Genomic DNA, 21,199 nt, shown 5'->3' with positions numbered 1-21,199 from the left:
AGAGGGTTTAATTTTTGTGTCAACCTGTTTTATTAATGTTTTTAATCTTATTTTAGTAGAATATGAAAATGGTAATTTTTTCAATGGGTTATATATTTAATGATTTGAGATAATTGATGGGGAGTTGGAGATGCGCTCCGAACGATAGACCTGTTAGATATGTTATTGGGTTTTATTGACTACATAAGCTTCTCTATTTCTAAAATCCCTCTATAAGGAACTATCTTTTATATTACAACTTCCCCACTTTTTCAAAAAACATTTTATAAGCAGCGACTTTCTTATCTAACGATAACGGATAGGCGCGTGAGGTCGATGGTAATCTATATAAGGTCAAATTATTAACCTCAGTAGTTTGTTCATCGTTTTGCCACTGGTAAGGATAATCCATACTTTGATTGGTTTTTGGGTGCTTTGATTTGGCAATTGGCTCATCTAGTAATCCGAGCAGTACTTCGGTTGCTTTGCCTCCTGTTGTGAACAATGACTTTACCTTTGGCACTTGCGGCAAGATACTATCCAAATCAACTGGCGTGACGACTGTTAGGTTTTTATCCGAGGCGTTGCCTGTTTCACGTATGGCTTGCTTGACTGTCGGACAAGAAGCAATGCCGCGTTCAAACATAAAATCTCGAATGCGCTTAGGGTCAAAGCGTTTCTCATCTCCTACTCTAAAGTAATCAGCATCATCAAAAAATACTCGACCATAGATACGCCACATATCATTATAAAAATTGGGATAATGAAAGCTCATTGCCCATTTATCAGCCGTCGGTGGAAAAGTACCCATCATCATGACCGTGGCATTGGGCGGTAAGACAGGCTCAAAGGGGTGATTTTCAAGCTCTGTGGCTTTATCATCAAATGATCTCGGTTTAGTATCAGCATTTTTTTGGGTGCTTGGTGTTTTTATAGTCATGATATTCTTCGTCAGAAAAGCGGTTTTTTTGGTATCATAGCAAGTCTAAACACTACCTCACTTATAATCACATTATACAGTCAAACTTAGTCGGTTTAATGAGTTGGCTCAGATATCGCAGTATCACTTTACCTAGCCTGAATTGCTTAGGCTTTGATGGCAGCTGTGAACGCAAATATTGTCATCGCGATAAATGCGCACTGTCGTAAAATAGTTGATTAGCTTGATTGTGAAGGCATTAACTTTACTCTTGATATGCCAAAGATATGGTTAAAGTGCGGTAAGTGTTTGTATCTTTTATACTAATAGCAACCGCAGTAATTGCGCAAGCATCAGACAAGAAACCGAGAGAGATTCTATGAGTGACTTAAACAGCGATTTAAAAATTACGGTAATCGATCATCCACTAGTCCGTCATAAACTCAGCCTCATGCGCGAAAAAGACTGTAGTACTTATAAATTTCGTACATTAACCAAAGAGCTTGCACGCTTGATGGCTTATGAAGCGAGCCGTGATTTTGAGATTGAGACTTTCCCAATGCAAGGCTGGTGTGGCGAAATCACGGGTGAGCAAATCATTGGTAAGACTGCGACTATCGTACCGATTTTGCGCGCAGGTATTGGCATGCTTGATGGGGTGCTCGATCTAATTCCTACTGCTAAGATTTCTGTGGTCGGTCTACAACGTGATGAAGAAACCTTGCAACCAGTCCCGTTCTTTGAAAAATTCGTGAGCCACATGGACAAACGTCCTGCGCTTATCATCGATCCAATGCTAGCCACGGGTGGCTCAATGGTTGCTACCATCGAGATGCTAAAGAAAAACGGCTGTACGAATATTAAAGCCTTAGTATTGGTAGCGGCCCCTGAAGGCGTCCGCTTGGTCAATGAAGCACATCCTGACGTGACCATCTATACCGCTGCGTTAGACAGCCATTTAGATGAGCATGGTTACATCATCCCAGGTCTAGGCGATGCGGGTGATAAGATTTTTGGTAAGCAATTATCAAATAGATAAACCGTCTTAGCATAAAAAGCCGTCATCAAGATTATGGTAAAAATCTAGCACATCAATAATAAGGACAGACAATGAATGTATTGATTACAGGAGCAAGCGCAGGTTTTGGTAAAGCACTGGCAGAGCGTTTGGTTGCAAATGGTCATCGTGTGATTGGTTGCGCTAGACGTATCGATAAGCTAAATGCTTTGGCAGATACTTTGGGTAAGAAATTTTTACCTGTGGTGATGGATGTTAGTGATACGGATTCTATCCCGCAAATCATTGCTGACTTGCCTGATGACTTTAAACAGATTGATGTCTTGGTCAATAATGCAGGATTGGCACTCGGTACAGAGCCTGCCCACAAAGCCAGTCTCGATGATTGGATGCGCATGACGGATACCAATGTTAAAGGTCTAATGGCATTGACTCATGCAGTCTTGCCAGCGATGGTCGAACGCGATAGCGGTTATATCATCAATGTTGGCTCGATTGCTGGGAGCTGGCCGTACTTCGGCGGCAATGTGTATGGCGCAACCAAAGCCTTCGTCAAACAATTTAGCCTAAATCTACGTGCTGATCTTATCGGTACGCAAGTACGCGTGACCAATATTGAACCTGGTGTGGTCGCGGGTACTGAGTTTTCAAACGTGCGCTATCATGGTGATGATGACAAAGCGGCAAAAGTCTATGATGGCTTTAAGACCATGACCGGCGAAGATATCGGCGATATTTTGTTGTGGTTGATTGAGTCGCCTGCGCATATCAATATCAATCGCTTAGAGGTGATGCCAGTCGCGCAAACCTATAACGGTCTGACGGTGGCTAAAAAAGACAGTTAAAAGCGCATCTATTTAACAATCAACGTAAATCGTAAGACCGAAGCAATATAGATGTCTCTATATTGCTTTTTTTTATGTCATCAATCGTCATCTCATTGACCAAGCGCAAATCCTGAAAGTCCATAATCAATACTTCATTGCGCAAGCGCTCGCTAGTGCGCTTATTATGACGTATCGGAAACCCTAATACTTGCTTACCGACGATGGTGATTTGATTAACGATTATCTTTGAATGAGAAACCTGATGGGTCGCCACTTTTTGCGCGTTAATGATTGCCGTGGCAGGATTTACGGTGGTGGTGAGTAGCTTTGTTTGTCGTACCACTTTTGGCATCTCTCCTGCAAAGAACAGTACCTGAACTAATGGCATATACTGCGCATGACGAGTCAGCTCTTGACGAAACAAAGCGGGCATTTCCACATTAAAACTGTCTTCTGTTTGTTGGTAAAACGCGGTAAAGTTGCGATGCAAATACCGTCCAAACACCGTGGCATTGATCCATTCTTGATAAATATCGTTCGCCAGTAGTCGCTTAGTAAAGGTGCTGGCATCTACCGTAACTTCATTACTTAGCATCAATAATAAAAGCGTTTGTGGACTGGTAAATGTCTGCTGCTCCCAGATTTGCGGATAGAGGCTACTATCAAGTAATGATAACGTCAATTTGCTCATGTACTTATGTTCCTATTGATTTCACTAGTTATCCGCTCCCAGTGTTAGCGCTTTCACCATTGGCCAAGTTTTGTGCTATGGTCAGATGACTGCTTCAATATAGCAGTCTTTTATTCGCGTTATGAATACGTTTGTAAAAATACATCTCGACCAATCAATCAAGATGGCTTGATAACCCAGAGTGATGTCATTCTATGAAAACCCCTCTTCTTCCCCTACCTTTGTCATATCAATTACGAACAATCGACATAAAGACAGCTGATGGTACGGCGCTACCCGTGTCTGTCATTGGGAGTGGTAAACCCGTCATGATGATGCATGCTTATGGCATGGATGCGCGTGAGTTTTTACCTTTTATACTGCCACTGATAGGTAAATATGAATTTTACTTGCCACATTTTAGAGGATTCGGTGCAGCAAAAAATGTTGAGTTGACTCAGTTTGACTTTGTACATCAGTATGCTGATGATATTGATATAGTGATTGAGCACGTCTGTCTTGCACGGCAGATAGAGTCGTTACCTGTGGCCGCGATTTCTATGGGGGCACTCGTCATGTGGTCTTATTTTGAGCGTTTTGGTTCATCACGGGTGAGTCGCTATCTGAATATCGATCAAAGCCCTGTGATTCACAATCAACCAGATTGGCAAGGCGGACTGTTTGGAGATCGGCAAAAAGAGATGTTTGCCGTGTTTCAAGACATTGTCGATAGGACACTACCCTATGCGCAAGTTGAACACTTTACGCACCTGCCATTTACGCTCAAGCGACATGTGACGGAGGTCGAAAGATTGTTTTCTTTACTGTCTGTTAGTCGTCCACGTTCAAAAGCCATCGTTCAGACACTTACTCATCAAAACGATCACAAGCTGGCATTTTATAATCACCAAACATGGCAACATAAAATGCGCTGCCTGCAAGCATATCTGGCCATACCTTATGATTTTCGGGCAGGTATAGAGAACGTCACCATCCCAGTGGTCAGTCTCATTGGTGGACAATCAAAACTATATGACCCCAAATGGCAGCAAGAAATCACACGTATGCTACCCAATGCTCGTGACGTTATTCTGCCACGCTCAGGACATGCAGTGCCAATAGATGAGCCATTGCAATTTCATAAGATACTAAAAGAATTTCTACAAGATTGACTAGGATTTTACACAACCACTTTATAATCACTACTATAACTTTACAACCTGTCATAGCAATTAACTTGGGCTGATTCTATACTAAAAAGCTGATGCTAATCACTGCTAATAGTAGTTACTGATAAGCATCAACATAAAAATATATGAACATAATAATACCAAAAGGATAAGATCATGCCCTACGCTACCGTTGCGACTCAAGACGATCAACCGGTCGAACTCTATTACGAAACCCAAGGTACTGGCAAACCTGTCGTACTCATTCATGGCTGGCCACTTAGTGGACGCGCTTGGGAGGCACAGCTACCTGCGCTGGTCGAAGCTGGCTACCAAGTCATTACCTATGACAGACGTGGCTTTGGTCAATCGTCCAAACCATGGGATGGCTATGACTACGATACCTTAGCCCAAGACTTAAAAGGTTTGATGGAGGCGCTCGATCTACAAGACGCGACCATCGTTGGATTCTCTATGGGCGGCGGTGAAGTGGCTCGCTATCTGGGTAAATACGGCTCAGAGCGTGTCAGCAAAGCGGTACTGGCATCTGCCGTTCCGCCGTATCTATTTAAGGCAGATGACAATCCTGATGGCGGTCTTGAAGAAGCAGACATCCAAGGATTCTTGGATGGTGTGAGCGATGATCGTATTGCCTTTTTAAATGACTTTACCAAGAATTTCTTTACACCAAAAGACGGTAAGTCGCTGGTCAGTAAGCCTATGCGCTTATACAACCGCGATATCGCAGCGTTCGCTTCTGCCAAAGCAACTTTTGATTGCGTCAAATCGTTCAGTTACACTGACTTCCGCGATGACTTAAAAGCGTTTGATGTACCAACCTTAGTGATACATGGTGATGCCGATCAAATCGTCCCGTTTGAAGCAAGCGGTGAACGCTCTCATGATATGATTGCAGACAGTAAACTGCATGTCGTTGAAGGTGGTCCACATGGTATCAATGTGACTCATAGCGAAGAGTTCAATAAAACATTGATTGCATTTCTAAATAGTTAATTGACTGTCTAGATAAAACGTAGATATAGAACAAAAAAAACGACCTCAACGGGTCGTTTTTTGTTTTAAAGATTTTGGGTAGGATAGTTATTAACCTAGGCTAGCGTTAAAAGGACTTACCAATCCATGTGTAAAAGACAAGTACACTTGCAATAACTAAGGTATAGGAAAATATTGTCTGCAATAGACCTTGAAAAACTGCTTGTAAAAACTTATGAGAATAATAATAAAACATTGAAGTGTAGATAATCCAAGTAATAGGTACTATTACTAACCAAAAAAAATTGTCTAATGATGAATTAGGTGGCTTTTGATTAAGATAAACATCTAACCAATTGATAAATAAATAAATGCCAAATTGAGTTAAAATCACTATGAACTGTAATAATAAAGGCACTGAATATCTTTTTTTATTGTCTAAACGCGCCATTTCAATCTCATTTTTACTAACAATCAATCAGCTAATACTTTGATGAGTTCAAACCTTGGAATCTCTTTGCCATCAACGGTAACCGTCTCAGTAAACATCGCAAGCGGGCGTACCCACACGCCATATTCACCGTACAAACAGCGATAGATTACTAGCGACTCTTCAGTTTCTGAGTGCTTTGCCGTGTGCAGCACCTGATAAAGGTTACCTTTGTAATGGCGGTAAATTCCTTGGGCTACCGTGTTTTGACTTTTTTGAGACATAAACCACTCATTTATATTAATAGTTAAAAGATTAATAAACGCTTTGTACTTTTGTTGCAAGCTTGGGCTTTACATCTGCCCATTCAGAGCTAACGATACTGTACATAACTGTATCTGAAATAACGCCATCACGGCGTACTCGATTGCCACGAATCACCCCATCCTTTTTAGCACCTAAGCGTTCGATAGCCTGTTGTGAGCGGTAATTATCAATATCTGTACGCCATCCTACGGTTTGATATTCTAGCGTTTCAAATATATAAGTGAGCAGCATGAGCTTACAGGTGGTATTGACATGCGTGCGCCAATACGACTTGGCATACCATGTATAGCCAATCTCTAAGCGTTTGCTGGCTGGCAAAATATCATGAAAGCTCGTTGACCCAATCGCTTTACCAGTACGCTCATCAATGACGGCAAAAGCTTGCCTATCAGGCATTGCATCTGCAACATTAATGTAGTCAATGACGTTATCTGGCTCAGGTACAGATGTCACGTTTATTTTCCACAGCTCGCCATCTTGGCAAGCCTCAACCAAGTCAGCTGTATGAGTTAGCGTTAATGGCTCAAGGATAATGCCATTACTCGATAAGGTAACCTGTTCTAGCATTTATCTCTCCTCAAGCCATTATTGATGTGAGCAAGCGCTTAAGCAACCGTCACTTTTGCATAGGCTTTCTTGCCTGCTTGAATCACAACCGTTTGACCTGAGCTTAAGCTAAAGCCAGCATTGACCTCTTCGCCATCGACTTTGACTGCATTGCGCTTGATCATGTCTTTTGCCGCTGCACTATTTTTAGTCAAACCTGCTTGGTTTAATATCTGTGTGATAAATAAGGCCTCTTGACCTTCTTCAAGCGTTAATGTCACTTCTGGCAAATCCACTGGCAACTCACCATCTGCTAAGACATTACCTGCTGATTTGTGCGCATTTGCAGCCGCATCAGCATCATGGAAGCGCTCAATTAGCTCTTCGGCAAGGATACGTTTGATTTCTTGTGGATTGCGACCGTCTTTCATTTCGCGCATCAAGCTTTCCACTTCTTCCATTGGCTTAAAGCTCAAAAATTCGAAGTAGCGATGGATCAGCGTGTCCGGCATCGATAGGATTTTTTGGTACATGGTGCCTGGCGCATCATAGATGGCAACATAGTTGCCCAATGATTTGGACATTTTATTGACACCGTCTAGCCCTTCTAAGATTGGCACAGTTATACACACTTGCTGCTCTTGGTCATAGCGTCCTTGCAACGTACGACCCATCAACAAGTTAAAGGTCTGATCGGTACCGCCAAGCTCAACATCCGCTTTTAGCGCGATAGAATCGTAGCCTTGTACCAATGGATAGAGAAACTCATGAATTGAGATAGGTGTTTGCGATGCGTAACGTTTCGAGAAGTCGTCACGCTCAAGCATACGCGAGACGGTCTGCTGACTGGCAAGCTGAATCATATCAGCGGCGCTCATATCATTGAACCACTCAGAGTTAAAGACCACGCGGGTTTTTTCTTTGTCCAAGATTTTAAATACTTGCTCAGCATAGGTTGTTGCGTTGGCTTTGATTTGCTCATCAGTCAATGGTGGACGAGTGCTGTTTTTGCCAGAAGGGTCGCCAATCTTGGCCGTATAGTCACCAATCAAGAAATAAATCTCATGACCCAAATCTTGAAAGTGCTTGAGTTTATTGATCAATACCGTATGACCTAAATGCAGGTCAGGCGCGGTAGGATCAAAGCCTGCCTTGATACGTAGCGGACGGTTGAGCTTTAGCTTAGCCACTAAGTCGTCTTCAGATAAAATCTCTTGCGTACCGCGCTGAATAAGGGCCAGCTGTTCTTCTAGTGTATAAGTTTGATTGGTCATGGTTCTCTCTATATGTCGCTTTAATTAGGATTTTTATAAATGACTGTTACTGGCTCAACACCTTATGACGTTTAGAAGCTCAAAGGGTCAGAAAAAATGCTAGAATTTGACGGATATACTAGCGTTTTTTAAGGTAAATTGCCATGACCAACCCCGCATCGATTGCTGATACTGACCATAATGCCCTCGCAGACTTGCTTATGAATAATAGTTTGGATAATAGCTCAGACGATATTGATGATTTGTCTTCTGATAATTCGAACTATGCCACACTGACCGATGCGCTTGAGCAAACGGTGTTTGAAAGCTTTGATGACGGCTTATATATCGGCATGATGTCAGGCACCAGCTTGGATGGTATGGATGCGGTTGTTTGTCAGTTTAATCATGACATGAGCGATACCGAAAATACCAGTAATAAAGAAAATACCCAACCGCCAATGCAGCTGCTGGCGACGTATAGTCAAGATTTTCCACCACGATTGCGTGAGGTCCTATTGGCATTATGTCAGCCCAATGGTGTGAATCAACTCGTACCAGAGGCCGATGAACCAAATAGCGAGCTTGACTGGTTTGGTTGGGCAAATCGCGAATATGCGGAGTTCGCAAGCGAGGTGGTCAATACATTATTACAGCAAGCAAATATCGATGCTGAATCAGTATTAGCGATTGGCTGTCATGGGCAAACAGTACGCCATCGCCCGCAGATGGGTTTTAGCTTGCAATTGGTCGATGCCAATATTATCGCTGAGCGTACTGGTATTAGCGTCGTCAGTGATTTCCGTCGCCGTGATATGGCGGTTGGTGGTCAAGGTGCGCCGTTGGTTCCTGCCTTCCACCAAGCACTGTTTGGCGCATCCGATCACACACGCGTGATATTAAATTTGGGCGGTATTGCCAATATAACCGTCTTGCCTGCTGATGGAAAAGATCTGGTTGTTGGCTACGATACTGGACCTGCAAACTTGCTATTGGATGCGTGGACAGCATTGCATACTGATAATAGCTATGATGCGAGTGGTGCTTGGGCACAGTCTGGAATCATCATTGAACCGCTATTAGAGCAGCTTTTGGCACATCCATTTTTTGCTCAGTCTCATCCCAAAAGTACGGGCCGCGAAGATTTTAACTTGGCTTGGCTACAGGATGAGTTGCAAACATTCGATCAGACTTCTGTCTATACTCGCTACTCATCTGCAGATGTACAAGCCACATTGACTGAGCTGACCGCCATCAGTGCGATCACGCAAATCAGTACGTTTATAAAAACTGAAGAAAACAGCTCGGTGTATGTCTGCGGTGGCGGTGCATTAAATGACTATTTGATGACGCGTCTACGAGCTCACTTACCCCACTCTACAGTAATGACCACGGATCATTTAGGGCTGGCACCAACATGGGTAGAGGCAGTCGCTTTTGCTTGGTTAGCCAGACAAACACTAATGGGTGAAACTGGTAATTTACCTGCTGTAACTGGTGCCAATAAAGGCGTGGTATTGGGACAAGTTTGTTTTGCCTGACCAGTTAGATTTTAGTTTACATACGTGCACCTATGTGTTTTATAATAACTTTAAAAACGCCATCCTCTTAGGACCCGTAAGTATAGGACATATCGCATGAGCCAACACAGCACTTCACCTATCGACCAAGCCACCAATGATGACACAAATAATATGACCGCAGCTCCTGTATACAAATCGCGTCAAAAACCCCCTCATTATGAGCGCTCTGATGATACGCGTGTGGTGGTGACAGGTATGGGTGCCATTACCCCGCTTGGTCTAGATGTTGATAGCTCATGGACCAAACTACTCAATGGTGACAGTGGTATCTCACCGATTACGCATTTTGATGCGACTGGCTACCGCGCGCAAATCGCAGGTGTGATCAAAGACTTTGAGGCCAAGCAGTACATGAGCGCCAAAGATGCGCGTCGCTATGATGAGTTTATACACTACGGGATTGCAGCGTCCTCTATGGCACTACAGCACGCTGGTCTTATCGATGAAGTCAGTGCTGCTGATGCGCCAGTACAAGGGGTTGATCAAGATCGCTTTGGTATTATCTTGGGTTCAGGTATTGGTGGTATTCAAACCATCGAAAACAGTCGCGATACCCTACACGAAAAAGGGGCCGCCAAAGTCTCACCCTTTATCATCCCAGGCTCTATTGTCAATATGGCAGCGGGATTGGTCGCGATTAAGCACAACTTAAAAGGGCCAAATCTTGCGACATCAACGGCTTGTACTACTGCGACTCACGCTATCGGTCTTGCAGCGCGTTTGATCGCCTACGGTGATGCCGATGTGATGTTGGCTGGCGGTAGTGAAAAAGGCTCAAGCCCACTTGGTATAGCAGGATTTAGCGCCATGCATGCTCTCTCAACGCGTAACGATGAGCCAACCAAAGCATCACGTCCGTTTGATAAAGGCCGTGACGGTTTTGTACTTGGTGACGGTGCTGGCATGGTCGTATTAGAAAGCCTTGCCCACGCCAAAGCGCGCGGTGCCACCATACTGGCAGAGCTGGTCGGGTTTGGCATGAGCGATGACGCCAGTCATATTACCGCACCACCAGAAGACGGTAGCGGCGCTGCAAAAGCCATGCGCAATGCACTCAATGATGCTGGGATTGAACCCGCAAGCGTCGGTTATGTCAATGCGCACGGTACCAGTACACCTGCAGGTGATGTCGCCGAATCAATTGCTATCGAAACCGTGTTTTCACCAGTGAAAGACAGTATTTTGGTGAGTTCAACCAAATCTATGACAGGACACCTACTTGGTGCAGCGGGCGGTGTGGAAGCTATATTTACCGTGCTTGCCCTACAGCATCAGCACGTGCCACCAACGATTAACCTAGAAGATGTAGAAGACAACTGTAATCTCGATTACGTGGCCAATCAATCACGTAAAGTCGATAACCTGCAATATGCTGCATCCAACAGCTTTGGCTTTGGCGGTACCAATGGATCCTTGATATTTGCACGCTGGCCTATCAGCCACTAATAGCCAAAAGTATATCGTGCGGTGCGATACCGCTTTATCATATCATCACGTTGTAACGTTGGTGTCAGATTGGCTACGTTTGTCCACTTGCAGCCCCTTATCGTACTTGCGTATGATAAGGGGTAATTTTTGGAACATTTATGGAAGATACCATGTCAAGCTATTCATTTTCCCATCAGTTTTATCAGCGCTGGACGTGTGCACCGGATCCAGTACGCGCCGCAATTACCCAAGAGCTAAAAGACATCACCACCCTACTGCAAGCAGATACCGTATTTGAAAGCTTCACTTTTCATACACATGACTTGGATACTCATGTGGACGAGCTGTACGACAACTATAATGCCGAGCAAGCCATCGCTAAGGCAATCATAGACAAGCAAGAACAAGAGCGCGCAGCGGCTGAAAAACAACAGTTAGAAGAAGAACAGAAAAAAGAGGCCGAAGAGACTGCGTGTAAAGCAGAAAATACGCGACGTGAACAAGCAGAAACGGCTCAAAAAGAACAAGAAAAAAATGAGCTGCTGGCAGCCAGCACAAACAATATGGATGAAAAAGCCACTTCTGATAAAGGCGTCATAGATAACAATACTGATGACAACTCAAAAATCAAAAAGACTGGCTCGGAAGTAGCCAATAGCGAGAGTGAAACTAGCGATAATAAAAACACTGATAGTAAAACCATGAGCGATCAAACTCATGCGCTGGTCAATCATAATCTCAAAGACATTAACAATAATACCAGTGCAGCTATCAACTTGGTGTTAGAAGACAGTGAGCTGGATCCGGCGGATCAAACGTTAATTCGTGAGCTTGAAAACCAAATCGACGACTACTTGAGTGAGCAAATGATGCTCATGTCGGAAAATCTGAAATCTTGGCTACGTGCTGAGATGACTCAGCATTTCAGTGAGCAAAATACGTCAGCTACTACTGAAAACGCGGCTAAGAAAAATATTCACTAACGGCAACAATCTCTATTTTCTAAAAAGCCTTGCAGTACAAACATTAAAAAGCCCCGTAAATTATTTACGGGGCTTTTTAGTACTTTTAGTTGATGTTTTGAGCTGGGTATTAAATGGCTTTGGTACGTTCAGTCAACCACTCAAGGGCGGCACCTTCTACGCGATCATTTAACTCGGCATAGACTTGGCTATGATAGCTATTTAACCAATCAATCTCGACTTGATCCAGTAGTGAAGGCTCGATCAGACGCGTGTCGATTGGGCAATAAGTGATGGTTTCAAAGTGTAAGAATTGACCAAACTCTGTCTCAGTAGGGCTAGCAACTGGTGTATTCACGACCAAGTTCTCGATACGGATACCCCATTTGCCCTCGCGGTACAAACCTGGCTCATTACTTGAAATCATACCGACTTTCATCGCACGCTCTTTTGGTGTGCTGGCACTATAAGCAATGACTTGCGGGCCTTCATGTACGTTTAAGAAATAACCGACACCGTGACCAGTACCGTGGCCATAGTCCATCTGAGCCTGCCACAGTGGTGCGCGGCAAATCGCATCAATCAATGGTGACGCAATACCATCAGGGAAGTAAGCACGAGCGAGCGCAATATGGGCTTTGAGTACGGTCGTAAAGTCACGTTTGTGCTCAGCGGTAACTTGTCCAATACCGACCACGCGGGTGATATCTGTCGTACCATTTTGATACTGAGCGCCTGAGTCAATGAGTAGTAAACCACCTTCACCTTCGTTGACATCTAAGTAGCTAAACTTCTCTGGCGTTGCGCGGTAATGCGGCAATGCACCATTTTCATTGAAACCAGCGATGGTTGGGAAGCTTGGCGATACATAATGCGGCTGACGGCTACGCACCTCTATCAGCATACTATCTACATCCAGCTCACTTAGGCGCTCGCCTGCTGCTAGACGCTGCTCAAACTCAGAAAAGAACTCCGCTAAAGCCGCGCCGTCTTGACGCATTGCCTCACGCACATGCTCGATATCTGAGTCAGACTTAACAGACTTAAGCAGTGTACTCGGTGCCATCTGCTCAATAAAGCCAACATCGTCTGCCATTTTGGACAAGGTACCGACTGCGACTTTACTTGGGTCTAATAGTAATAGATCTTCTGGTGTTAACGAACTCAATGCCTCTTGTACAGCAGAATAATCAGCCAATGTGATACCGCTGTCTTTTAGACTTTGTGCAATATCTTCGCTCACTTTATCGGTATCAACAAATAATGTTGCACTGTCTGTATCAATCAGCATATGTGCTAAGAACACTGGGTTGTAATCAACGTCAGCACCGCGCAAGTTCGTCAGCCAAGCGATGTCATCTAAGCTTGAGAGTAGATGATGGGTTGCGCCAGCATCCTTCATGCCTGCGCGTACTGCCGCAAGTTTTGAAGTCGCAGACTGTGCAAGAAACTGCTCATCATGTGCATACAATTTGGCATTAGGCAGTGCTGGACGATCTGTCCAAACGCTCGTCAATACATCACGTTCAGTGATCAAGGTAATATCATTGGCATCAAATGCATTCAATAGTCGATCTTGCTCAGCGATAGAGAGCACATTACCATCTACTGCCACGCTATCTCCTTCTTGCAAATGATCGGCCAGCCAGTCGATATGATTTGGTTGACCAGGTGCCAGCTTCTCCAAAGTGATACCCGTACCCTCTAGTTGCTCAGCCGCATGTACCCAATAACGGCTATCCGTCCATAGACCAGCAAAATCAGCAGTCACGACAAGCGTCCCTACTGAACCCGTAAACCCTGATAGCCACTGACGGGTTTGCCAATACTCTGGCAAATACTCAGACAGATGTGGATCGGCAGAGGGTACGATGATCGCAGTGAGGTCTTGAGCCACTAGCGTTTTGCGTAGCATATCGATACGCTCTTGGATGATTTGTTTATTCATGATAGGTGTCCTTATTTATTTTAGATAAATTATTTAGAAATCGAGAGGTGAGTAGCAACTATGAATAGTCGTCTTATTAGATGCTGCTTGATAGTATTGCAGCAGAACATAACTAGATGTTTGGGCAGAATGTAGGCTTTCAATAGCCTAAAAAAATATCTCACTGATTAAAACAATAAAACGTGCTGCCAGTTATGGTAACACGTCTTATCATGGGTTATGGACTGATTCTATGGGCATGATAGAGGATTTGCATACACCAATTATCTGTCTTTATTGGCTTATCTCGTCAGCGTGCTCGCTTTTTTGCAGCATATTATTGATAGGTTTGGCCAACACCAACAGTATCACGGCAGAGACTACCAAGAAGATCGTCATAGTGGTAAACAAAGTCGGCAAACCTTCGATTTTGTCCGCTGAGACATGACCACCAAAGAATGCCGCAACCAAGTTACCCATCGCAATAGAAGCAAAGAAGAGCCCCATCATCTGACCTTGCATGCCTTTTGGTGCAAGCTTGGTCATTGATGACAGACCTACCGGGCTAAGCGCTAACTCACCAAGGGTTAATAACAGCAGACTCCCCACCAACCATAAAGGCGAGGCTAAGCCAGCACCAGGCGCTAAGATACTTTTTGATGCAAAAATCATCAAAGCAAAACCAGCGGCGGCGAGTAGCATCCCGAGTGCAAATTTTGCCATACTGCTCGGCTCAAGACCTCGGTTACCCAGCTTGACCCAGATAATACTAACGATAGGCGCCAATATTAAAATAAATAATGGGTTCAACGACTGAAACCAAATGCTTGGTATTTCAAACCCCATAACATTTAGATCCGTATAACGATCAGCAAATAAGTTAAAAGAGGTTGGCTGCTGCTCAAAACTTGACCAAAACAGCGTCGAGCCAATGATTAAAATAAAGCAGATCAGCAAGCGCAGTTTGTCCGTCTTATCCAATCGCGGTGAAATAAACATAATGGCAAAGTAAAGGATGACGACGGCAGCAATGATATAGGTCATATACTCTGCGACCAGCTCAGGGTTGAACGACACCATACCTGTAGAAACTAACAGCACAATGGCGACTAACAGAGCCACAAAACCACCCACCCAGCGGCCAATGTTTTTGTAGCGATCATTGGAGTGTTCCCACTCGGCATCGATACCTTTGGCTCGCGCAAAACGCGTCAAATTCTTTTGGGCGACAAAACGATAGATGAGCAAGGACACTAGCATCCCCAAACCACCGACACCAAAGCCGACGTGCCACATGCCTTTTTCTTTAAACACACCGACGATAAGTGCAGCCAATAGCGCGCCGATGTTAATACCCATATAAAACAAGGTAAAACCGCCATCACGGCGAGAGTCACCTTTAGGATACAAAGCGCCAACCATCACTGAGATACAGGTCTTAAATAGCCCTGACCCCAAGACGATACAGATCAAACCAACGAAAAATAACGCCATCCCGAACACAGCAGAGAGTGCAATACATAAGTGACCAAGGGCAATCACAATACTACCCCACCACAGTGCGCGCTCTTGACCCAGCCAGTTATCTGCTAGCCAACCGCCCGGTACGGCTGCTAAATATAATGAACCAGCAAAAATACCATAGATAGCAGAAGCCGTGACTTCATCAAACCCAAAACCACCACTACTCACTGTTGCTACCATAAATAGCACGAGTAGCGGACGGATACTATAGTAAGAGAAACGCTCCCACATCTCAGTAAAAAACAACGAGCGTAATGGCGCAGGGTGTCCCATAAAGCCATTGTCTAGTGCTTGCAGCTCAGCCGCACTAGATTCTGATTTTGATTGTGTACTCACAACTTTATTCCTTTAAAGATTATTTTGGTAATGACCAAATGCCTAATTATTCCGATAAGCGGTCATATAGGCGGAACATTGTTTCACTTGGTTATACCCAAGTAAAGAAAAAGTTGGCTAAAAATTACACAAATACCCACAAAAAAGCTCGCTCTCAATCGCTGAGAGCGAGCTTTTTTTCGCTATAAAAAGCCGTATTATCAAGGTGATATTACCGTTCGTAAATGCTTTATTTTTAAGTTACTTGCGAGTCACTTTCACTATTTATTTGGATAAACAGTCAGCCACTATATCAGGATTACTGTGCTGCTGTCTCATCAGCGGCGTTACCAGTATCGACAGCATCCCCAGCATCTAAGTCACCATCCGCTTGCTCAGCAGTTAAATCAGCATCGGCAACTGCCGCTTGGCTTACTGTACCAGAAGCGGTCGCTGTACCTGCTTCTGCAGTGACGACTGCACTATCTGCATCTGTCGCTGGTGTGACGGTTGCATCTGCGGCCGTATCAGGTGCTGCTGCATCTGCTGGTGCTGTTTCAGCATTTGCTTCAGTCGGGGCAGCAGCGTCTTCGGTAGCAATGGCTTCTGCTTCATCAGCGGCCTCTGATGCTTCCGTTGGCGTCGCCGTGATATGCTCACCTGCTGGACGCAAAAATGCAGAAACACCAATAAGTAAGACAATACCTAAGAATAAGGCAATGCCACCTAGAGTGTATAACAGCTCTTTTTTTGGATTGTTATTGACGATACCTTCTGACATACCTTATCCACCTTGCACAAAATATTTGAAATATTGACCTATTATATCGCAATTTATACTGATTTGTGAAAACCCTTAAGTATTTAAAGGGTTTATTATCGACAATTTTACTATTCGCTTTTAGCGTTGATGACAGTTATTTACTCAAACTGCTAACTGTCATTGACTACTATATTCAACAAATATCAATCTTATTTACTTAAACGTACTGACGTCTTGGGACGCTTACCTAAGTAACTCAATATCAGCAGCAGCGCCATAATAAACAAAATAGGATATTGGCCAAAACGCATAAACGGCGTATTACCAACACGCGCCTGTATATTACCGCGTAGTACGGTGCGCTCAAACTGCGGAGCACGCGCTACGATGCGACCTTTATGGTCGATGATAGCTGTCACCCCCGTGTTGGTCGCACGCATAAACCAGCGACCATTTTCGAGCGCGCGCATCTGTACCATTTGCAAATGCTGTAGCGGGCCTGCCGACGTACCGAACCACGCATCGTTTGAGATGGTCAATAAAAAGTCTGTGCCAATCGCGTTTTTGCGCGTGGTATCTGGATACGCGACTTCATAGCAGATAGCCGCACCCAAGTTATGGCCTCGTACACGCAGCGGTGACTGATGATCACTGCCGCGGCTATAGCTCATAATATCTTGGCTGCCTGCCAGATTTGGCAGAATATCAAGCACACCTTCAAACGGAATATATTCACCAAAGGGTACCAGACGCTGTTTTTTATACAAGCCATCTGCCTGAGCCCCTAGCGCAACCACACTATTATAAAACGGCGCATATTTATCTTTACTGGCATCAAACGCGGCTTCGTCTTTATAAGGAATGCCCGTCACCCATGTTGTGTCCGTCTCTTTGGCCATTTTGACCATTTCATTGATAAAACCGACCGCTTCTGTCTGAAACATCGGAATCGATGACTCAGGCCACAGCACAATGTCACGCCCCCACTCATCTCGAGTCAAGGTTGCGTAGATTTTTAGGGTTTCTATTTGATACTCAGTAAGCCATTTTAGATCTTGCGGGATATTGCCTTGAATCAAAGACACTGATAAATCAGGCGTGCCTTTTGGTTTGGTCCACTGCGGATTGATCAACCATAGCGAGCAGCTAACAACCAACAAGGCTATCGACGGAATCATATAGCCGCCGCGGCGACGCAATAGCTCAACGATACTGGCAGCCAGTAGCACCGCCACAAAGGAAACAGCAAAGACACCCGCGACAGGCGCCAAGGATGACAACCAATATTGCTCAGTAAATGCATAACCGACGAATAGCCAAGGAAAGCCTGTGAATAGCCACGTTTTCATCCACTCTTGGAGTATCCAAAGCGCAGCAAAAGATAATGGCTGCTTGCCAACCACTCGATTAAAAATCAGCGCCAAAAAGCCATGGAATAACCCCATGCCGAGACCCATCAGCGCAATCATAATCAGCGCAAGCCATACGGGCGTCGAACCATAGACATGGATGGAGGTGTACAGCCAAAACGCACCCACACACCAAAGTCCTGTGCCATATGCCTGCCCAATGAGAAAGGCGCGGCGACCTGTCATCTCTGGCATCAATAGCGCATACAAAATGGCAGGTGATACCAACGCAACTGGCCAAATACCGTAAGGCGCGAGCGCAAGTGTGAAAGCGCCTCCTGCCAACAAAGCGATCAGTACCGCCAGTCCCAGATGTAAGCCTTTTGGCTGTTCAGGGTTCAGGCGTTTTTGTAAATCAACAGTAGACAGACGCATAGCAGTTATCCAAGACCATATTTTTCAAAATTTCACAGCTCAGCACTGAGACAAAGCCCGAGCAAAAACTGACTGCATAATGCTTTATGCAGGACCACAAATAAAATCCACCCATGATACCAGTCAAAACCGATTAATGGGTAAATTTGCGTAGCGAAAACCTCATACCAAAATACAAAAGACAGAAAGCAAAAAACACGATTATTCATCGTGTTTTTTATTGAGCTTGCTAAGAATGTTTTATCACTAATTACTGATTATGGGAATACATACAAATTAATGGCTGCCTATCAGTATCTGCTGATCCCCATTGGTTTTGGTAAGCTCTAGATTCTGGATAAAGCGCCCTTCCACATCAGTGATGGTGATTTGCCAATCATCTATCACCACGCTCTCACCCTCCAAATCACCAACGAAACCGAGTGCTTGCATGACCAGACCGCCCATCGTGTCGACATCGGTATCATCAAAACGACTGCCAAGCTCATCATTACAGTCCTCAATCACCGTAGATGCTTGGACGCGCCATGTGTTTGGCTTTTCAGGATCAGCGACGATATTATTAATATCGCTGTCTTCATCAAAATCATCATGCTCATCAACGATGTCACCAACGATTTCCTCTAACAAGTCTTCCATGGTAACGACACCACCAAAGTTGCCAAACTCATCGACGACGATCGCCATATGCACTTGCGTGCGCTGCAATGAGCGCAGCAGGGTATCAGAACGAGCTGTTTCACTGATATATAATGGCTGGCGCACCAAGTCTTTTAGACGTTTGCTATCGATTTTGTCTTCTTGGTTGCGTACCATGTGAACCAGAATAGGAATCAAATCTTTTGCCAATAGGATGCCAATGACGGCATCATCGTCTTGACTGTCAAAAACAGGATAGCGCGAGTGCGTCGTATCAAGAATGATGTCCATCACTTCGTCAAGGCTAGTGCTTTCGTGCAGACCAATCACTTGCGGTCGCGGTGTCATGATCTCGCGCACTTGTGTCGCCGGCAGATCGAGCACGCCTTCTAACATATCGACCGTATCGGGCTCTAAAAACTGGCGCGAGTCTTGTACCAGACGAATCAATTCATCACGGGTTTCGGGGGCGGTCGATAGCCAGCGTTTTAAGCCGCGCATCGACCAACTACTCGGGCTGGGAGTGTCGTCAGACATGGTGGTGTGATTTAACCTCTTTAGTTAATGGCAATTAGAATAACCGTTCATAAGATAAGTAGAGCATAGATGGGGACAAAAGCGCCAAATAAAACAGCGCGCTTATCATTATCTGTGTAACAAACAACAGACATACCAGCACAATTTAGCTTCACTTTATCGCAAGCCTCACCGACATTCAACGACAAATTCACTCAAATTGTATTGTCAGTGTGTTATAAACTTTGCTATGGTCAAAGCCATTATTTATCAAAACAAACTTTATGTCGCTACGCTCCGTTTTTTCCCGCTTATTATCATCGCGTCCATGCAGCCAGCTTGCAGATATCCATTCTGTCAGTCGCGAGTTGGACAACAGATTAGCAGATAACAAACCACAAAGACCGACATGGCGACATCGTCTCGTGGTTTTTTTGATCGCTATCACAATATTGCTATCAGCAGTGTGGTTGCTATTAGCGATTTGGTATCAGTACGGGATAAGCTCCGTACTCACTTGGCTTGCAACACTCATCATCGTGGGTATATTAGCCGCACTGCTTGGTACGCGTTATTGGCATACAGTCACAAAGATACTGCTCAGTGTCTCATCGGCTGATAAAGCGTCCATTGGTAAAAAGTCGGTTGGTAAACATACAGCTACTAAGCGGCTAATTGGTTTATACGGAGCAACTTGGCTCATAGGTCTAGGCTGGTTTTTTTCTATCGAACCCAAGCAAGATCGCGACTGGATGGCTGAGGTCGACCAGCAAGTCTCTTATGAGCGCGATGCAACCAACCCTGACTTGATTACCTTAACCAATGTCCGTAATTTTGATTGGCAAAATAAAGAAGACGCCACAGAGCATTGGGAGACGCGCACGATTGATTTATCTAAACTCTCTGGCGTTGATGTGACCAACTCTTACTGGATGGGGCCGCTGATTGCTCATACTTTGGTCAGTTTTCGCTTTGAAGACGATAGACCACTTGCCTTCTCATTTGAGATTCGTAAAGAAAATGGCGAGTCGTTTTCGGCACTGGCAGGATTTTTTCGACGGTATGAGCTGAGCCTGATTGCCGCAGAAGAGCGTGACATCATCTATACGCGCAGCAACGCACGCGGTGAGCAAGTCTATCTATTTCCTATCAGCAATTTGCAGCAACATGAAGTGCGTGCGCTGTTTGAGTCTTACCTAACCGCGATTGATAGGCTCAATACCAAACCCGACTGGTACAACACGCTGACGAGTAACTGTACTAATATCATCTTTTATATGGCGCGCATCGTTAGTGGCGATCGCCTGCCGTGGGATTATCGGATTTGGGTATCGGGCTGGTTGCCCAATTATTTATACGACGTCGGTATGCTCGATGCGGCACCAACAAAAGACAATCAGCCTTGGTCGATGGATACGTGGTATGAGCGCACCCATATCAATCCAAAATCTATGGGCTTCAACAACCTGCACTCTGTTGCCAATAGCCGTGAGTTCTCTCGGAAAATTCGTCAAGATATTCCGATACCACCACTGGCCGGCTCTCAATCTAGCGCTGAAGCACAAGCCAAATCGACTGCTCAGGCTTCTCAGTAATAGTATTGATCGTATGTTAAATAGCCCTAACC

General features: G+C 44.6%; 19 protein-coding genes. 8 read left to right on the top strand and 11 right to left on the bottom strand.

Annotated features, from left to right (window positions below):
* Positions 1-232: 232 nt before the first annotated feature.
* Positions 233-919, bottom strand: a complete 687-nt coding sequence (locus QO189_RS13500) for a DNA glycosylase (RefSeq protein ID WP_371533125.1) — start codon at positions 917-919, stop codon at positions 233-235.
* A gap of 358 nt (positions 920-1,277) precedes the next feature.
* Between QO189_RS13500 and upp the strand changes: the two genes are divergently transcribed.
* A complete protein-coding gene (gene upp / locus QO189_RS13495; protein WP_201600324.1) occupies positions 1,278-1,937 on the top strand; it encodes a uracil phosphoribosyltransferase in 660 nt (219 codons plus the stop codon).
* Positions 1,938-2,008: 71 nt separating this feature from the next.
* Positions 2,009-2,761: an SDR family NAD(P)-dependent oxidoreductase gene (locus tag QO189_RS13490; RefSeq protein WP_371533124.1), complete on the top strand. Its 753-nt coding sequence runs from the start codon at positions 2,009-2,011 to the stop codon at positions 2,759-2,761.
* Positions 2,762-2,780: 19 nt separating this feature from the next.
* On the opposite strand, the gene QO189_RS13485 is transcribed toward QO189_RS13490, so the two are convergent.
* Positions 2,781-3,434: a hypothetical protein gene (locus QO189_RS13485; protein WP_371533123.1), complete on the bottom strand. Its 654-nt coding sequence runs from the start codon at positions 3,432-3,434 to the stop codon at positions 2,781-2,783.
* A gap of 194 nt (positions 3,435-3,628) precedes the next feature.
* Between QO189_RS13485 and QO189_RS13480 the strand changes: the two genes are divergently transcribed.
* A complete protein-coding gene (locus QO189_RS13480) occupies positions 3,629-4,585 on the top strand; it encodes an alpha/beta fold hydrolase (RefSeq protein WP_371533122.1) in 957 nt (318 codons plus the stop codon).
* 174 nt (positions 4,586-4,759) lie between these two features.
* The gene (locus QO189_RS13475; protein WP_371533121.1) at positions 4,760-5,596 is read left to right on the top strand and encodes an alpha/beta fold hydrolase; all 837 of its coding nucleotides are present in this window, start codon (positions 4,760-4,762) and stop codon (positions 5,594-5,596) included.
* Between the two features lie 106 nt (positions 5,597-5,702).
* Here QO189_RS13475 and QO189_RS13470 read toward each other — a convergent pair whose 3' ends face one another.
* Genes QO189_RS13470 through tyrS form a run of 4 tightly spaced genes read right to left on the bottom strand, consistent with a single transcriptional unit; the run spans position 5,703 to position 8,152 of the window.
* A complete protein-coding gene (locus tag QO189_RS13470; RefSeq protein WP_371533120.1) occupies positions 5,703-6,026 on the bottom strand; it encodes a hypothetical protein in 324 nt (107 codons plus the stop codon).
* A 23-nt stretch (positions 6,027-6,049) separates the two neighbouring features.
* On the bottom strand, positions 6,050-6,289 hold the full coding sequence (locus QO189_RS13465; protein ID WP_371533119.1) for a DUF1653 domain-containing protein: 240 nt from the start codon (positions 6,287-6,289) through the stop codon (positions 6,050-6,052).
* A gap of 31 nt (positions 6,290-6,320) precedes the next feature.
* Complete coding sequence (locus QO189_RS13460; protein WP_371533118.1) at positions 6,321-6,899, bottom strand: GNAT family N-acetyltransferase; 579 nt, start codon at positions 6,897-6,899, stop codon at positions 6,321-6,323.
* A 38-nt stretch (positions 6,900-6,937) separates the two neighbouring features.
* The gene (gene tyrS, locus QO189_RS13455; protein WP_371533117.1) at positions 6,938-8,152 is read right to left on the bottom strand and encodes a tyrosine--tRNA ligase; all 1,215 of its coding nucleotides are present in this window, start codon (positions 8,150-8,152) and stop codon (positions 6,938-6,940) included.
* Between the two features lie 143 nt (positions 8,153-8,295).
* On the opposite strand from tyrS, the gene QO189_RS13450 reads away from it, so the two are divergent.
* The 3 genes from QO189_RS13450 to QO189_RS13440 all read left to right on the top strand — a co-directional run bounded on the left by QO189_RS13450 (position 8,296) and on the right by QO189_RS13440 (position 12,125).
* Entirely contained in the window at positions 8,296-9,672 is a 1,377-nt protein-coding gene (locus QO189_RS13450) for an anhydro-N-acetylmuramic acid kinase (RefSeq protein WP_371533116.1), read from the top strand.
* Positions 9,673-9,825: 153 nt separating this feature from the next.
* On the top strand, positions 9,826-11,160 hold the full coding sequence (gene fabF / locus QO189_RS13445; protein WP_371533130.1) for a beta-ketoacyl-ACP synthase II: 1,335 nt from the start codon (positions 9,826-9,828) through the stop codon (positions 11,158-11,160).
* Between the two features lie 140 nt (positions 11,161-11,300).
* On the top strand, positions 11,301-12,125 hold the full coding sequence (locus tag QO189_RS13440; RefSeq protein ID WP_371533115.1) for a hypothetical protein: 825 nt from the start codon (positions 11,301-11,303) through the stop codon (positions 12,123-12,125).
* Positions 12,126-12,234: 109 nt separating this feature from the next.
* On the opposite strand, the gene QO189_RS13435 is transcribed toward QO189_RS13440, so the two are convergent.
* From QO189_RS13435 to QO189_RS13415, 5 genes are all read right to left on the bottom strand, one after another.
* Positions 12,235-14,052 carry an aminopeptidase P family protein gene (locus tag QO189_RS13435; RefSeq protein WP_371533114.1) on the bottom strand — a complete coding sequence of 606 codons (1,818 nt, stop codon included), beginning with the start codon at positions 14,050-14,052 and terminating at the stop codon, positions 12,235-12,237.
* 273 nt (positions 14,053-14,325) lie between these two features.
* Positions 14,326-15,828 (bottom strand): peptide MFS transporter, encoded by a 1,503-nt coding sequence (locus QO189_RS13430; protein ID WP_371533129.1) that lies wholly within the window; start codon positions 15,826-15,828, stop codon positions 14,326-14,328.
* 361 nt (positions 15,829-16,189) lie between these two features.
* On the bottom strand, positions 16,190-16,651 hold the full coding sequence (locus QO189_RS13425; protein WP_371533113.1) for a hypothetical protein: 462 nt from the start codon (positions 16,649-16,651) through the stop codon (positions 16,190-16,192).
* A gap of 191 nt (positions 16,652-16,842) precedes the next feature.
* Positions 16,843-18,417, bottom strand: coding sequence for an apolipoprotein N-acyltransferase (lnt, locus tag QO189_RS13420; protein WP_371533112.1), 1,575 nt, complete (start codon positions 18,415-18,417; stop codon positions 16,843-16,845).
* A gap of 276 nt (positions 18,418-18,693) precedes the next feature.
* Positions 18,694-19,593, bottom strand: a complete 900-nt coding sequence (locus tag QO189_RS13415; RefSeq protein ID WP_075106412.1) for a CBS domain-containing protein — start codon at positions 19,591-19,593, stop codon at positions 18,694-18,696.
* Positions 19,594-19,856: 263 nt separating this feature from the next.
* Here QO189_RS13415 and QO189_RS13410 point away from each other — a divergent pair, with 263 nt between their 5' ends.
* Positions 19,857-21,167, top strand: a complete 1,311-nt coding sequence (locus tag QO189_RS13410) for a DUF4105 domain-containing protein (protein WP_371533111.1) — start codon at positions 19,857-19,859, stop codon at positions 21,165-21,167.
* The last annotated feature ends 32 nt before the right edge of the window (positions 21,168-21,199 follow it).

The sequence above is a fragment of the Psychrobacter sp. Arc29 genome, assembly GCF_041431175.1.
In the GTDB taxonomy this organism is placed as follows: Bacteria; Pseudomonadota; Gammaproteobacteria; order Pseudomonadales; family Moraxellaceae; genus Psychrobacter.
The sequence above is the reverse complement of the archived record's forward strand: the minus strand, read 5'-3'. Positions and strand labels throughout refer to the sequence as shown.